A 14100-nucleotide genomic window follows, 5' to 3' on the forward strand; every position below is an offset into this window, starting at 1 on the left:
GCAAGCGCCGGTCGGCCCGGGCCGCCCCGTCCGTGCGGTCAGCGGATCTTCTCGCCGTACACGTGGTCCACGGGCATGGTCATGAGCACCCTGCGGTCGGAGACCATGACCGACCGGTACTCCTCCCAGTCGGGGTGCTCGCCGGCGGCGAGGCGGTAGTAGTCCACCAGCGCCTCGACATCGGGGCCGTGCGGGTCGGTGCCCGGCCCGGTGAGGGTGGCCACGCCCTCGGCGGTGGCCCATGCCCAGCCGTCGGCACTGGTGACCTGGAGCGTGGCGCGCGGGTCGCGGCGCAGGTTGGCGGTCTTGGCCCGGCCCTCGGTCATGGAGACGTGGAGGAGGTCGGTCTCGGCGTCGTAGAAGGGCTGTACGGGGGAGAGCTGGGGGCGGCCGTCCGCCTTGATGGTGGCCAGGACGCCGAGCCTGCTCCGGGCGAGCAGTGCGCGCGGGTCGAACGTCGTCTCGGTCATCTCCGGAAAACCCCTCTCAGCCGGGTGCTGGTGGTGCGGGGCCGTGTGCGGCCGGTCACGAGCCTATCCCCGGGAGCGCGCGACGGCGCGGTCCTCACCGCGTGGCCCCTGTGCGCCTTCCGGCGGCGAAGGGCCGAGGGGGCCTTGATAGTCTGCCGGGGCCAGTCGTACCACGTACGTGGTCAGGGAATCCGGTGCGAATCCGGAACTGACGCGCAGCGGTGAGGGGGACGGGCGGGGTACTCACGCCACTGGGGCGGAGGCCGCGGAGACCACGGCGTCGAGGCGGCACCGACCTGGGAAGGCATCCCGTCCGGACGAACCCGAGTCCGAAGACCTGCTGGCCCCTCCGCGTCGAGTGCGCGGAGGCGTCCCGTGCCAGGCTCCGCGTTCGAGCCCCGACATCCAAGGCATGCCCATGCTGCGTCGCGCCCCGCGCCCCCTTCCCCTCCTGCTCGCCTCCGCCCTGCTGCTCACCGCCTGCGCCCCCTCCCCGGAAGGGGGGAGCGGTGAGGGGGAGGCCGCCGCCGGCGCCCGTACGGTCGACAACTGCGGGCACCGGGTGGGCGTCGACGCCCCGCCCGAGCGCGTCGTCTCCCTCAACCAGGGCAGTACCGAGATCCTGCTCTCCCTGGGGCTGGCGGACCGCCTCGTCGGCACCGCCACCTGGACCGATCCGATCATGGAGGGGCTGGAGGAGGCCAACGGGGGCATCCCCCGCCTGGCTGACAACGCCCCCTCCTTCGAGGTGGTCCTGGACGCCGAACCGGACTTCGTGACCGCCTCCTTCGTCTCCACGCTCGGCACGGGCGGTGTCGCCACCCGCGAGCAGTTCGAGGATCTGGGCGTGCCCACCTACGTCTCCCCGACCGACTGCGCCACCGGCAAGGACAACGACAGCGGGGGGGACGGCTCGCGCAGCGAACCCCTCACCCTCGACGCCGTGTACGGCGAGATCCGCGACCTGGCCCTGCTGTTCGGGGTCGAGGAACGCGGGGAGGAGCTGGTCGCCGAACTGGAGGGGCGGGTGGCGGCGGCCACCTCGGACCTGGACGCCTCCGGCGTCTCCCTCATGTACTGGTTCGCCAACTCCCAGTCGCCCTACCTCGCGGGCTGCTGCGGCGCCCCCGGCGCCATCACCCGCGCGGTCGGCGCGCGCAACGCCTTCGACGACACCCACGACGAGTGGCCCCAGATCAACTGGGAGACCGTCGCCGACCGCGACCCCGACGTCATCGTCCTCGGCGACCTGACCCGCGACTCCCAGACCGCGGAGTCCGCCGACGCCAAGATCGCGTTCCTGGAGTCCAACCCCGCCACGAGCAACCTCACCGCCGTGCGCGAGGAACGCTACGTCCTGCTCAGCGGCCAGGCCATGAACCCCTCGATCCGCACGGTCGAGGGGATCGAGCAGGTCGCCGGGGGTCTGCGCGGCCTCGGGCTCGGCCGGTGAGCGGTGCGCGTCTGGCGCTGCTCTCCTGCGGTGGACTGGTGCTCCTGGCCGTGTCGGTCTCGGTGGCGGTGACCATCGGCCCCGCCGACATCACCACGGCCGAGGTCTGGAGGTCGGTCGCCGCGCGGCTGGGGTTCGGGGAGAGCGGCCTGTCGCCGCTGCGCGAGGGCATCGTGTGGGACCTGCGCATGCCCCGCACCCTGCTCGCCGCGGTGTGCGGGGCGGGGCTGGCGCTGTGCGGGGCGGTCATGCAGTCCCTGCTGCGCAACCCGCTGGCGGACCCCTTCGTGCTCGGGGTGTCCTCGGGGGCCTCCACCGGTGCGGTCGCCGTGCTGGTGCTGGGCTGGGGCGGCGCGGTGGTGTCGCTGTCGGCGGGCGCCTTCGTCGGCGCCCTGCTCTCCTTCGGGCTGGTGGTGCTGCTCGCGCACACCCTGGGCGCGAGCATGGACCGCGTGGTGCTGTCGGGGGTGGCGGCCATGCAGCTGTTCTCGGCGCTGACCTCGTTCATCGTGCTGACCTCGGCCGACGCCGAGACCACGCGCGGGGTGCTGTTCTGGCTGCTGGGCTCCCTCAGCGGCGCCGGGTGGGACGACGTGGTGCTGTGCGCGGCGGTGCTGGCCGGTGTGCTCGCCGTGTGCCTGGCGCACACCACCACCCTGGACGCGTTCGCCTTCGGTGAGGAGGCCGCGGCGAACCTGGGCGTGCGGGTGGCCCGCGCCCGCATGGTGCTGCTGTGCGCCACCGCGCTGCTCACCGCCGCCCTGGTCAGCGCGGCCGGGGCGATCGGCTTCGTGGGGCTGGTCCTGCCGCACGCGGCCCGCGCGCTCACCGGTGCGGCCCACGCCAGGCTCCTGCCGGTCACCGCGCTGGCGGGCGCCGTCTTCCTGGTGTGGGTGGACACGGTCGCCCGCACCGCGCTGGACCCCCAGGAGATCCCGGTGGGGGTGGTGACCTCCCTCATCGGGGTGCCCGCCTTCGTCGCCGTGCTCTACCGTGCGAGGAGGCACACGTGACCCATTCCGACCAGGCGGTGGCGCGCGGCCGCGACGGCGCCTCCTCCGCGACGGCACCGGGGAGGGACGCCGCGACCGAGGTGCTCGGCGCGGGTGCTCCGCCCGCCCGCCCGGCGCTCACGACCGACGGCCCGCGGCCCGAGGGAGGGGGGCGGACGCGGCGCGGCGGGCCCGGCGCCACCGGGCTGCGCGCCGAACGGGTGAGCCGCCTGATCGGCGGAGGGCTCGTCCTGGACGGCGTCACCCTGGCTCCGCGCCCCGGTGAGACCGTCGGCCTGCTCGGCCCCAACGGTTCGGGCAAGTCCACGCTGCTGCGGCTGCTCTCCGGTGTCCTGGCGCCCTCCGCGGGCGTGGTCGCCCTCGACGGCGAGCCGATCGGCCGGACCGCGCGCCGGGCGGTGGCGCGGCGCGTGGCCGCCGTCGAACAGAACGCGCACACCCAGACCGAGCTGTCCGTCCGCGACGTGGTGGCCCTGGGGCGCGTCCCCCACCGCCGCGCCTGGACGCCCATGTCCGCGGCCGACGCGGACGCCGTCGCGGCGGCACTGGAGCGCACCGGCCTGACCGCCACCGCTGACAGGTCCTGGCACACGCTCTCCGGCGGTGAGCGCCAGCGCGCCCAGATCGCCCGCGCCCTGGCCCAGGAGCCGAGCGAACTGCTGCTCGACGAGCCGACCAACCACCTCGACATCCAGTACCAGCTCGACCTCATGGAACTGGTCGCGGGCCTGCCGGTCACCACCGTCATCGCCATGCACGACCTCAACCTGGCCGCGATGTACTGCGACCGGCTGCTGGTGCTGCGCGGCGGGCGCGTCGTCGCCGAGGGCGCGCCCCCGCGGGTCCTGACCCCCGCCCTCATCGAGGAGGTCTACGGGGTCCGGGCCGAGGTCGAGACCGGACCCGGGCACCCGGTGATCCGCTTCCTGAGACGCGGCGCCGCGCCGCCGCGCCACCGTGACGCCCCCGCCGCCGAGGCGCGGGCAACCCCCGGACCCGAGCGGTCCGACCGACGACGGAACACCAACCCCGAGGGAGGCATCCGGCCATGACGGTACGGATCGCACTGCTGTCCACCTCCGACACCGACCTGCTCTCCGCGCGGGCCAGCGACCGCGCGTACGCGTGGGCCAACCCCTCCCGTGCCTCCGACACCGAACTGGCCGGCGTCGTCGAGGGCGCCGACCTGGTGGTGGTGCGGCTGCTCGGCTCCCCGCACGACCTGTGGCCGGGCCTGGCCGCCGTCCGGGAGCGGGGCACGCCGCTGGTCGTCCTGGGCGGCGAGCAGCAGCCCAGCGCCGAACTGATGGAGCACTCCACCGTTCCGATCGGCCTGGCGGCCGACGCCCACCGCTACCTGGCCGAGGGGGGTCCGGCCAACCTCGCGCGCCTGCACGCCTTCCTGTCCGACACTGTGCTGCTGACCGGCGAGGGGTTCGAGGCGCCCGCGCCCGTCCCGCTGTGGGGCTTCGCAGAACGCGACCGGCCTCAGGACCCCGGCCTTCCGAAGGTGGGCATCCTCTACTACCGGGCGCACGAGGCGGGCGGCAACACCGCCTTCGCGCACGCCCTGGCCGACGCCGTCGACGCCACCGGGCAGGCCGTGGGCGTGCCCGTGTTCGCCGGGTCGCTGCGTTCGGCGCCCGACGAGCTCTACGAGGCGCTCGGCGGCTTCGACGCCCTGGTGGTCACCGTCCTGGCGGCGGGCGGCAGCGTTCCCGCGTCCGCGAGCGCGGGCGGGGACGACGAGGCGTGGGACGTGGAGCGGATGGCGGCCCTGGACGTCCCCGTCCTCCAGGGGCTGTGCCTGACGAGCCCGCGCGCCGACTGGGAGGCCTCCGACGACGGCGTCACCCCGCTGGACTCGGCGAGCCAGATCGCCATCCCCGAGTTCGACGGCCGCATCATCACCGTCCCCTTCTCCTTCAAGGAGATCGACCGCGACGGCCTGCCCCGCTACGTCGCCGACCCCGAGCGCTGCGCCCGCCTGGCCGGGATCGCGGTCGCCCACGCCCGGCTGCGGCACGTGCCCACCGCCGACAAGCGTGTCGCCGTCGTCCTGTCCGCCTACCCCACCAAGCACTCGCGCATCGGCAACGCCGTCGGGCTCGACACGCCCCGCTCGCTGGTGCGCCTGCTGCGCCGGATGCGCGCCGAGGGCTACGACCTGGGCGGGCCCGACGCCCTGCCCGGCCTGGACCTGCCCGACGAGACCGAGGCCGGGGACGCGCTGATCCACGCCCTGATCGCGGCGGGCGGCCAGGACGAGGACTGGCTGACCTCCGTGCAGCTGACCGACGCCCAGGTGCGCATCACCCCCGAGGAGTACGCCGCCTGGACCGGGGGCCTGCCCGCCCCGCTGAGGGAGGCGATGACCGAGGCGTGGGGCGCCGCGCCCGGCAACCTCTACGTCAACGACGCGGGCGAGCTGGTCCTGGCCGCGATGCGCGCGGGCAACGTCGTCCTCCTGGTCCAGCCACCGCGCGGCTTCGGCGAGAACCCGATCGCCATCTACCACGACCCCGACCTGCCCCCCAGCCACCACTACCTGGCCGCCTACCGGTGGCTGGAGCACGGCTTCGGCGCCCACGCCGTCGTCCACCTGGGCAAGCACGGCTCGCTGGAGTGGCTGCCCGGCAAGAACGCCGCGCTCTCGGCCGCCTGCGCCACCGACGCGGTGCTCGGCGACCTGCCGCTCGTCTACCCGTTCCTGGTCAACGACCCGGGCGAGGGCGCCCAGGCCAAGCGCCGCGCCCACGCCACGGTCGTGGACCACCTCATCCCGCCGATGGCCCGCGCCGAGTCCTACGGCGACATCGCCCGCCTGGAGCAGCTGCTCGACGAGCACGCCAACATCGCGGCCATGGACCCGGCCAAGCTGCCCGCGGTGCGCGGCGAGATCTGGTCGCTGATGCGCGCGGCCGAGATGCACCGCGACCTCGGCCTGGAGGAGCGGCCCGACGACGAGGAGTTCGACGACTTCCTGCTCCACGTGGACGGCTGGCTGTGCGAGATCAAGGACGCGCAGATCCGCGACGGCCTGCACGTGCTCGGCGAGGCGCCCGGGGGTGAGGCCCGGGTGAACCTGGTCCTGGCCGTCCTGCGCGCCGCCCAGGTGTGGGGAGGGGTGGGGGCCGCGGTGCCCGGCCTGCGTTCGGCGCTGGGCCTGAAGGAGGACGCGCCCGCCGCCGAGGTCGACCAGGTGGAGGCCCTCGCCCGCGGACTCGTCGAGCGGATGGAGGCCGCCGACTGGGACCCGGCCGCCGCGTCCGGCCTGCACGACGACCCCGGGGTGCGCTCCGTCCTGGAGTTCGCCGCCGCGCAGGTGGCGCCCCGCCTGGCCCGCACCACCGACGAACTCGACCACGTCGTCCACGCCCTGGCGGGCGGCTTCGTCCCGGCGGGCCCCTCCGGCTCCCCGCTGCGCGGCCTGGTCAACGTGCTGCCGACCGGCCGCAACTTCTACACCGTCGACCCCCGCGCCGTCCCCTCCCGGCTGGCCTGGCAGACCGGGCAGGCGATGGCCGAGTCCCTGCTGCGCCGCCACCTGGAGGAGACCGGGACCTACCCCGAGTCGGTGGGCCTGTCGGTGTGGGGCACGTCGGCGATGCGCACCTCCGGCGACGACGTGGCCGAGGTGCTGGCGCTGCTGGGCGTGCGCCCGGAGTGGGACGAGGCCTCGCGCCGGGTCTCGCGGCTGGACGTGGTGCCGCTGGAGGAGCTGGGCCGCCCGCGCGTGGACGTCACGGTGCGCATCTCCGGCTTCTTCCGCGACGCCTTCCCGCACGTGGTCGCCATGCTCGACGACGCCGTGAACCTGGTGGCCGACCTGGACGAGCCCGAGGAGAGCAACTTCGTGCGCGCCCACACCCGCGCCGACCTGGCCGAGCACGGCGACCGGCGCCGCGCCACCACCCGGATCTTCGGTTCCGCGCCCGGCTCCTACGGCGCGGGCATCCTCCAGGTGGTGGAGTCGGGCACCTGGCGCGACGACCGCGACCTGGCCGAGGTCTACACGGCCTGGGGCGGCTTCGCCTACGGGCGGGGCCTGGACGGCGTGGCGGCGGCCGACGACATGCGCGCCAACTACCGGCGGATCAAGGTCGCGGCCAAGAACGTGGACAGCGCCGAGCACGACATCGCCGACTCCGACGACTACTTCCAGTACCACGGCGGCATGATCGCCACCGTCCGCGCCCTCACCGGCGCCGACCCCAAGGCCTACGTCGGCGACTCCACCTCGCCCGACGCGGTGCGCACCCGCACCCTGGCCGAGGAGACCGCCCGCGTGTTCCGTGCCCGGGTGGTCAACCCGCGCTGGATCTCGGCCATGCGCCGCCACGGCTACAAGGGCGCCTTCGAGCTGGCCGCCACGGTCGACTACCTCTTCGGCTTCGACGCCACGGCCGGTGTCGTCCACGACTGGATGTACGACAAGCTCGCCGCCGAGTACGTGCTGGACGCCGAAACCCAGGAGTTCCTGCGCCGCTCCAACCCGTGGGCGCTGCACGGTATCGTCGAGCGGCTGCACGAGGCCGCCCGGCGCGGTCTGTGGGCCGAGCCGGACCCGGCGACGATGGAGGCCCTCCAGGAGGTCTACCTGGAGGTCGAGGGAGACCTGGAGGACCGCTCCGAATGAGGGTGCGCATCCTGGGCATCGGCATGGGGCCGCGGCACGTGACCCCCGAGGTCGCCGACGCGCTGCGCGGCTGCGACTACGCGGTGGCCGCCCGAAAACGCGGGGACGACGGGCTGCTGGCCCTGCGCCGGGCCGTGTGCGAGGCGCACGGCGTGCCGCTGGTCGCGGTGCCCGACCCCGAGCGCGACCGCGACGACCCGGCGGACTACGCGGCCGCGGTGGCCGCCTGGCACGAGGCGCGGGTCGCCGCCTACGAGCGGGTGCTGGGCGAACGCGGCGGTACCGCGGCGTTCCTGGTCTGGGGCGACCCGGGTCTGTACGACTCCACGCTGCGGATCGTGGAACGGATCGCCGAGCGGGGGGCCGTCGCGGTGGAGTACGACGTGCTCCCCGGCGTCAGCGCCCCCCAGCTCCTCGCGGCGCGGCACCGGATCGTGCTGCACGAGGTGGGCCGTCCGGTGCATGTGACCCCCGCGCGCCTGCTGGGAGAGGCGGTGGCGGCGGGGCAGGACAACATCGTGGTCATGCTCGGCGGCCAGACCGTGCTCGGGGGCGAGCTCGCGTTCGGGGAGCTGAGGGACTGGACGGTCTGGTGGGGCGCCAACCTGGGCACCGACACCGAGGAGCTGGTCGCCGGGCGGGTCGGCGCGGCCCAGCTCGAGATCGCCGCGCGCCGCAGGAGGGCCAGGGCGCGGGCGGGCTGGGTGATGGACGTGGCGCTGCTGAGGAGGCCGAAGTGAACGGAACCGGGCCGGGGGCTCCGTTCGGGGGCGGTGGCCCGTCTCCGCGCGGAGCGGCCCCGTCGGACGAGGGCACGCGACGAGGAGGGGAGGGCCGCGTGCGGAGCGCGTCCGTTGGAGGCGCCGCCGGGCCGCAGACCCCGGTGGGCCGCGGAGGAGGGCTGCTGGTCGCCGGGACCACCTCCGACGCGGGCAAGAGCGTGGTCACCACCGCCCTGTGCCGGGTCTTCGCGCGCCGCGGCGCGCGGGTCGCCCCCTACAAGGCGCAGAACATGTCCAACAACTCCATGGTCTGCCACGGCCCCGACGGCCGTCCGGCGGAGATCGGCCGCGCCCAGTGGGTGCAGGCCCTGGCCGCCCGTGCCGTGCCCGAGCCCGCCATGAACCCGGTGCTCCTCAAACCGGGCACCGACCGGCGCAGCCACGCCGTCCTGCTCGGCCATCCCGCCGGGGACGTCTCCTCGGCCGACTGGGAGGCGGGCCGCCGCCACCTGGCCCGGGCCGCGCACGCCGCCTACGACGACCTCGCCTCCCGCCACGACGTCGTCGTCGCCGAGGGCGCGGGCAGCCCCGCCGAGATCAACCTGCGGGCGGGCGACTACGTCAACATGGGCCTGGCCCGGCACGCGGGTCTACCCGTGGTGGTGGTCGGCGACATCGACCGGGGCGGCGTCTTCGCCGCGATGTACGGCACGGTGGGCCTGCTGGAGCCCGCCGACCAGGAGCTGGTCGCGGGCTTCGTGGTCAACAAGTTCCGCGGGGACCCCGGGCTGCTGCGGCCCGGCCTGGAGGACCTCGAACGGCTCACCGGCCGCCGGGTCTACGGCACCCTGCCGTGGGACCCGGGGCTGTGGCTGGACTCCGAGGACGCCCTGGACCTGGAGGGCCGCCGCACGCGCGGGGGAGAGGGACTGAGGGTGGCCGTGGTGCGCCTGCCCCGGATCAGCAACTTCACCGACGTGGACGCCCTCGGGCTGGAACCGGGCCTGGACGTCGTCTTCGCCTCCGGCCCGCGCGACGTGGCCGACGCCGACCTGGTCGTCCTGCCCGGTACCCGCTCCACCCTGGCCGACCTGGCCTGGCTGCGCTCGCGCGGGCTCGACCGGGCGATCGTCGAGCACGCCCGGCGCGGTCGGCCGCTGCTGGGGATCTGCGGCGGGTTCCAGATGCTCGGCCGCACCGTCACCGACGCCGACGGGGTCGAGGCCGGACCCGGGGCGCGCGCGGACGGCCTCGGGCTGCTGGACGCCCGGACCGACTTCACCGCGGACAAGACCCTGCGCCTGCCCTCGGGGGAGGCGCTCGGGGCGCCCGCGCACGGCTACGAGATCCACCACGGCCGGGTCACGGTCGGCGGCGGCGCGGAGGGGTTCCTGGGCGGTGCCCGCGCGGGCAACGTCTTCGGCACCATGTGGCACGGCAGCCTGGAGGGCGACGCCTTCCGCGCCGCCTTCCTGGCCGAGGCGCTGGGCTGCGCGCCCTCGGGGGTGCGCTTCGCCGCCGCCCGGGAGCGGCGCCTGGATCTGCTCGCCGACCTGGCGGAGGAGCACCTGGACGTGGACGCCCTGCTCGCCCTGGCCCGCGAGGGCGCCCCGGCGGGTCTGCCCGCGCTGGCCCCGGGGGCCCCGTCCGCCGCCCGTTCGCGGCGCGGGTCCGGGGCGGAGGTGTCCTGGTGAGGCTGCTGCTCTTGGGGGGAACGTCCGAGGCCCGTGAGCTGGCCGCCCTCCTGGTCGGGGCGGGCGTGGACGTGACCACGTCGCTGGCCGGTCGGGTGGCCCGGCCCCGCCTGCCGGTGGGCCGGGTCCGGATCGGCGGCTTCGGGGGAGTGCCGGGGCTGCGCGCGGCGCTGGCCTCCTACGACGCGGTGGTGGACGCCACCCACCCCTTCGCCCTGGGCATGACCGCCAACGCCGCGGCGGCCTGCACGGACCTTCCCCTGCTGCGGCTGGAGCGGCCGGGCTGGGACCCCGATCCGGCCTGGTGGTACGCCGCCACGCACGAGGAGGCGGCGGAGCGGGCCGCGGCGCTCGGGGAGCGCCCCTTCCTCACGGTGGGCCGCCAGGAACTCGCCCGCTTCGTGCCGAGGCTGGGGCGGCGGGCGGTCCTGGCCCGGGTGGTGGACGTCCCCGAGGCCGCGCTGCCCCGGACGTGGTCGCTGCTGACCAGCCGGGGGCCGTACACCCTCGACGGCGAACTGGACCTGATGGGCGGGCACCGCGCGGACGTGCTGGTCACCAAGGACTCCGGCGGCGCCTACACCTGGCCCAAGATGGAGGCCGCGCGGATGCTGGGCGTTCCGGTCGTGGTGGTGCGGCGCCCGCCGGGCCCGGCCGGTGTGCCCACCGTCCACGACGTGGCCGCGGCGTTCGCCTGGGCGACCGCCCTGGGGTGACGGTGGAGGTCCACCGGCCCGCCCTCTCCCCGCTGATCTCGTGCTCGTGGCGCGCCTCGGTGCTCCGGCCTCGCTACGAGTACGAGATCACCGCAGATCAGAACCCTCATGCCGCACCAGCACCGTTTTCGGCCAGTCCAACAGGACAGGCGGTTCGTCACGTGGCCCACAGCCGGGGACGCCCGCCGGGGACGTCCACGCCCTGACCCCGGAGATCGGTACCCGGAGCGCGCTGCGCCGAGCCTCGGACGAACGCGGCGCCCGCCGCGCGCGTCCGCTCCAGCGGGCTGGACGATGGCGAAGGTATCGCAGCTTCTCGCCCATGGATTCGTCCGGGCGGGTGCCGTTGAATCGCTTCCATGAGCAACGACACCACCCTCGTCCTCGGCGCCACCGGCAAGACCGGCCGACGGGTCGCCGCCCGACTGCGGCTGCGCGGCACGCGGGTGCGCACCGCCTCCCGGACCAGCCGGACCCGCTTCGACTGGTCGGACCCCGACGGCTGGGACGCGGCCCTGCGCGGCGCCACCGCCGTCTACGTCGTGCCCCCGACCGTGCCCGGACCCGTGCACGAGTTCGTAGCCAAGGCGGAGGAGGCCGGCGTGCGGCGGCTGGTCCTGCTCTCCGGGCGCGGCTCCGACACCTGGGGAGACTCCGCGTTCGGCCTGGACATGCGGTCGGCCGAGGAGGCCGTGCGGGGCTCGTCCCTGGAGTGGACCGTTCTGCGGCCGTCGAACTTCGACCAGAACTTCGACGAGGACCTCTTCCACGCCCCGCTGGTCGCGGGGGAGTTGGCGCTCCCGGCCGGCGCGGTTCCCGAGCCGTTCATCGACCTGGAGGACGTCGCCGACGTCGCGGCCGTGGTGCTGACCGAAACCGGTCGGCACGGGGGCCGGATCTACGAATTGACCGGACCGCGTGCGCTCACCTTCGGCGAGGCCGCCGAACTGGTCTCCCGGGCCTCCGGTCTGCCCATCGCCTACAAGCAGGTCTCCTCCGACGAGTACGTCGCGTCGCTGGTCGAGGAGGGCTGGGGCGAGGGCGACGCCCGCCACGTCGCCGAGATGTTCGTGTTGATGGAGCGCGGGGTCCTCGCCGGGACGACGGACGGTGTGGCCACCGTGCTGGGGCGCGCTCCACGCACCTTCGAGGACTACGTGGTCCGGGCCGCGGCGGCGGGAGCCTGGCGGCGGTGACCGTCCGGCGGCTCCGGGCCGGGACCGCCCGCGGAGGCGCCCGCCCCGGGTCCCCGGCCGGTTCGGGGGCGGTCGGCCCGGCCGGTCAGGACGTGTGCTCCGGTTGCGCTGGAGGGGGCTCGGCCCGGGGCCCGCGCAGCGCGGGCATCAGGACGCCGTCGACCAGCGACACGAGGAAGTCCCGGTCGAAGGGCCTGCGCTGGACGAGCGCGCGGTAGGCGGCCATCGACGCGACGACCTGGGAGAGGGTGTCGACGTCGGCCGTGGCCGCGGCCTCCCCGCGTTCGACGGCGCGCCGCATGAGGAAGCGGTGGGCCTCGGCCCAGGGCTGGACGATCGCGGCGCCGACGGCGTCGGCGGACGCCTCATCCTGGACGAGCAGCGAGGCCAGCCCCGCCATGATCCGGAGCCTGCGCTCGCCCTCCCGCGCCGACTGGGGCCGGAACAGGCCGAGCAGGTCCTCCCGGAGGTCGCCGGTGTCGGGCAGGCTCCCGGTGTCGACCTGCTCGCGCTTCATGCGCGCCACCGCGTCGATCACCAGTTCCGTCTTGGAGGGCCAGCGGCGGTAGAGCGTGGCCTTCCCGGCTCCGGCGCGGGCCGCGACGGCGTCCATCGTCAGTCCGGCGAACCCGGAGTCGGCCAGGACCTCCAGCGTCGCGTCGAGGATGGCGCCGTCACGGGAGCGGTCCCGCCTGCGTCCGGGGCGCGCGGGGCCGTCGCCGGTCGCGGCGGGGGCGCGGGTGTCGCTGTCTCGTGTCATGGCGGTCCCCTCCTCGTCTCACCGCTGGTCGGAACGATACACACCAGTTCCGGAACAGAGTAGTTCAGGAACGGAACAGTTCCGGAACTGGTTTGTATCGAAATGTCCGGACGGTGTGGCACGATGAGCCGATGCACCACGTGAGTGACGACGAACGGCGCGCCCGCATCGGGGTTCGGCACGCCCTGGCCGCGGGTTTCCACGCGGACTCCCCGGAGGCGGCCACGCGGGCGGTGACCGCGCTGCACGCCACCGAACCGGCCACCGTCTACCTGTCGTGCCGGGCGCGCGTGCCCTCGCTGACCGTGGCCGACCTCGACAGGGCGCTCTACCGGGAGCGGCGGCTGGTGAAGCAGCTGGCGATGCGGCGCACGCTCTTCGTCTTCCCGCGCGAACTGCTGCCTGCCGTGTGGCCGAGCGCCTCCGCGCGCGTCGCCGCCGCGGAGCGCGCCCGCATGCGCAAGGACCTGGCCAGGGAGGGGATCGCCGACGACGGCGACGCCTGGCTCGACCGGGCCCGGGCCGAGGTCCTGGCCCTGCTCGCCGACGAACCCGGGGGTCTGGTGGCCGCCGACGTGCGCCGGGCGGTGCCGAGGATCAACGTGAGGGTGGCGGGGTCGGCGGGAGAGGTCTGGTCGGCGCCGCGGGTGCTCACCCTCCTCGGCGCAGCCGCCGACATCGTGCGCGGTGCCAACACCGGCCGCTTCGCGGTCTCGCAGCCGCGGTGGACCCTGACCGGGCACTGGCTCGACACCGTTCCCGCCCCGTGGAGCGCCGCCGAGGGTTACCGGGAGCTCGTCCGCCTCTGGCTGCACAGTTTCGGTCCGGGTACCGAGGACGACATCGTCTGGTGGCTGGGGTCCACCAAGACGGCGGTGCGCACGGCTCTGGCCGAACTCGGCGCGGTCATGGTCTCCCTCGACGGCGGTGCCACCGGCTGGCTCCTGCCCGACGACCTGGGCGAGGCGGCCGACCCGGGCCCGTGGGTCGCCCTGCTGCCGGTGCTCGACCCGACCGTCATGGGCTGGCGCGGCCGGGACTTCTACCTGGGCCCGCACCGCGCGCAGCTCTTCGACAACCGCGGCAACGCGGGCACGACGGCCTGGGCGGACGGCCGCGTGGTCGGGACGTGGGTGCAGGACGGCTCCGGCGCGGTCCGGGTGCACCTGCTCGAACCGGTGTCGACGGCCACGCGCCGGGCCCTGGGGGAGGAGGCGGCGCGCCTGACCGAGTGGCTGGGCGGTGTGCGGATCGGCACCGGTTACGTGTCGCCCGCGATGAGGGCCGCCCGGGCCGCGTGGGAGTGAGGGCGGCCTGACCCAGCGGTGACGGGGCGGCCCTCCGGCTGCCGGGGGAGCGGTCGTCGCGTCCGTACCCCCGGCGCCGATTCCCGACCACGCACGCCGGAACCGGGCGGCGGGCACCCGGTCCGCGGTC

11 protein-coding genes and 1 riboswitch are annotated in these 14100 nt (G+C 75.2%); of the genes, 9 read left to right on the top strand and 2 right to left on the bottom strand.

What is annotated here, in order from left to right:
- Positions 1 to 38: 38 nt before the first annotated feature.
- Positions 39 to 470: a PPOX class F420-dependent oxidoreductase gene (locus tag AC0VX6_RS11825; protein ID WP_274977567.1), complete on the bottom strand. Its 432-nt coding sequence runs from the start codon at positions 468 to 470 to the stop codon at positions 39 to 41.
- A 145-nt stretch (positions 471 to 615) separates the two neighbouring features.
- Positions 616 to 829, top strand: a riboswitch (cobalamin riboswitch).
- A gap of 59 nt (positions 830 to 888) precedes the next feature.
- On the opposite strand from AC0VX6_RS11825, the gene AC0VX6_RS11830 reads away from it, so the two are divergent.
- The 8 genes from AC0VX6_RS11830 (at position 889) to AC0VX6_RS11865 (ending at position 11903) form a co-directional block, all read left to right on the top strand.
- A complete protein-coding gene (locus AC0VX6_RS11830; RefSeq protein WP_274978127.1) occupies positions 889 to 1923 on the top strand; it encodes an ABC transporter substrate-binding protein in 1035 nt (344 codons plus the stop codon).
- Positions 1920 to 2936 (top strand): FecCD family ABC transporter permease, encoded by a 1017-nt coding sequence (locus AC0VX6_RS11835; protein ID WP_274977568.1) that lies wholly within the window; start codon positions 1920 to 1922, stop codon positions 2934 to 2936. The genes AC0VX6_RS11830 and AC0VX6_RS11835 overlap by 4 nt, the downstream gene beginning before the upstream one ends.
- Positions 2933 to 3988 carry an ABC transporter ATP-binding protein gene (locus AC0VX6_RS11840; protein ID WP_475468601.1) on the top strand — a complete coding sequence of 352 codons (1056 nt, stop codon included), beginning with the start codon at positions 2933 to 2935 and terminating at the stop codon, positions 3986 to 3988. The genes AC0VX6_RS11835 and AC0VX6_RS11840 overlap by 4 nt, the downstream gene beginning before the upstream one ends.
- The gene (gene cobN / locus AC0VX6_RS11845) at positions 3985 to 7575 is read left to right on the top strand and encodes a cobaltochelatase subunit CobN (RefSeq protein WP_475468603.1); all 3591 of its coding nucleotides are present in this window, start codon (positions 3985 to 3987) and stop codon (positions 7573 to 7575) included. Before AC0VX6_RS11840 ends, cobN begins: the two co-directional genes overlap by 4 nt.
- Complete coding sequence (gene cobF / locus AC0VX6_RS11850) at positions 7572 to 8315, top strand: precorrin-6A synthase (deacetylating) (protein ID WP_274977570.1); 744 nt, start codon at positions 7572 to 7574, stop codon at positions 8313 to 8315. The genes cobN and cobF overlap by 4 nt, the downstream gene beginning before the upstream one ends.
- Positions 8316 to 8413: 98 nt before the next feature.
- On the top strand, positions 8414 to 9991 hold the full coding sequence (locus AC0VX6_RS11855; protein ID WP_475468605.1) for a cobyric acid synthase: 1578 nt from the start codon (positions 8414 to 8416) through the stop codon (positions 9989 to 9991).
- Complete coding sequence (locus AC0VX6_RS11860) at positions 9988 to 10707, top strand: cobalt-precorrin-6A reductase (protein WP_274977572.1); 720 nt, start codon at positions 9988 to 9990, stop codon at positions 10705 to 10707. Before AC0VX6_RS11855 ends, AC0VX6_RS11860 begins: the two co-directional genes overlap by 4 nt.
- A 359-nt stretch (positions 10708 to 11066) precedes the next feature.
- Positions 11067 to 11903 carry an NAD(P)H-binding protein gene (locus AC0VX6_RS11865; protein WP_274977573.1) on the top strand — a complete coding sequence of 279 codons (837 nt, stop codon included), beginning with the start codon at positions 11067 to 11069 and terminating at the stop codon, positions 11901 to 11903.
- A gap of 85 nt (positions 11904 to 11988) precedes the next feature.
- Here AC0VX6_RS11865 and AC0VX6_RS11870 read toward each other — a convergent pair whose 3' ends face one another.
- Complete coding sequence (locus AC0VX6_RS11870) at positions 11989 to 12663, bottom strand: TetR/AcrR family transcriptional regulator (protein ID WP_475468607.1); 675 nt, start codon at positions 12661 to 12663, stop codon at positions 11989 to 11991.
- 131 nt (positions 12664 to 12794) lie between these two features.
- Between AC0VX6_RS11870 and AC0VX6_RS11875 the strand changes: the two genes are divergently transcribed.
- Entirely contained in the window at positions 12795 to 13970 is a 1176-nt protein-coding gene (locus AC0VX6_RS11875; protein ID WP_274977575.1) for a winged helix DNA-binding domain-containing protein, read from the top strand.
- The last annotated feature ends 130 nt before the right edge of the window (positions 13971 to 14100 follow it).

Source organism: Nocardiopsis sp. iso_25, assembly GCF_056173305.1.

Bases quoted from the DNA above. Each gene is read 5' to 3' on its own strand.
- AC0VX6_RS11825 (WP_274977567.1), bottom strand. From the start codon at position 470: ATGACCGAGACGACGTTCGACCCGCGCGCACTGCTCGCCCGGAGCAGG.
- AC0VX6_RS11830 (WP_274978127.1), top strand. From the start codon at position 889: ATGCTGCGTCGCGCCCCGCGCCCCCTTCCCCTCCTGCTCGCCTCCGCC.
- cobN (WP_475468603.1), top strand. From the start codon at position 3,985: ATGACGGTACGGATCGCACTGCTGTCCACCTCCGACACCGACCTGCTC.
- cobF (WP_274977570.1), top strand. From the start codon at position 7,572: ATGAGGGTGCGCATCCTGGGCATCGGCATGGGGCCGCGGCACGTGACC.
- AC0VX6_RS11865 (WP_274977573.1), top strand. From the start codon at position 11,067: ATGAGCAACGACACCACCCTCGTCCTCGGCGCCACCGGCAAGACCGGC.
- AC0VX6_RS11870 (WP_475468607.1), bottom strand. From the start codon at position 12,663: ATGACACGAGACAGCGACACCCGCGCCCCCGCCGCGACCGGCGACGGC.
- AC0VX6_RS11875 (WP_274977575.1), top strand. From the start codon at position 12,795: ATGCACCACGTGAGTGACGACGAACGGCGCGCCCGCATCGGGGTTCGG.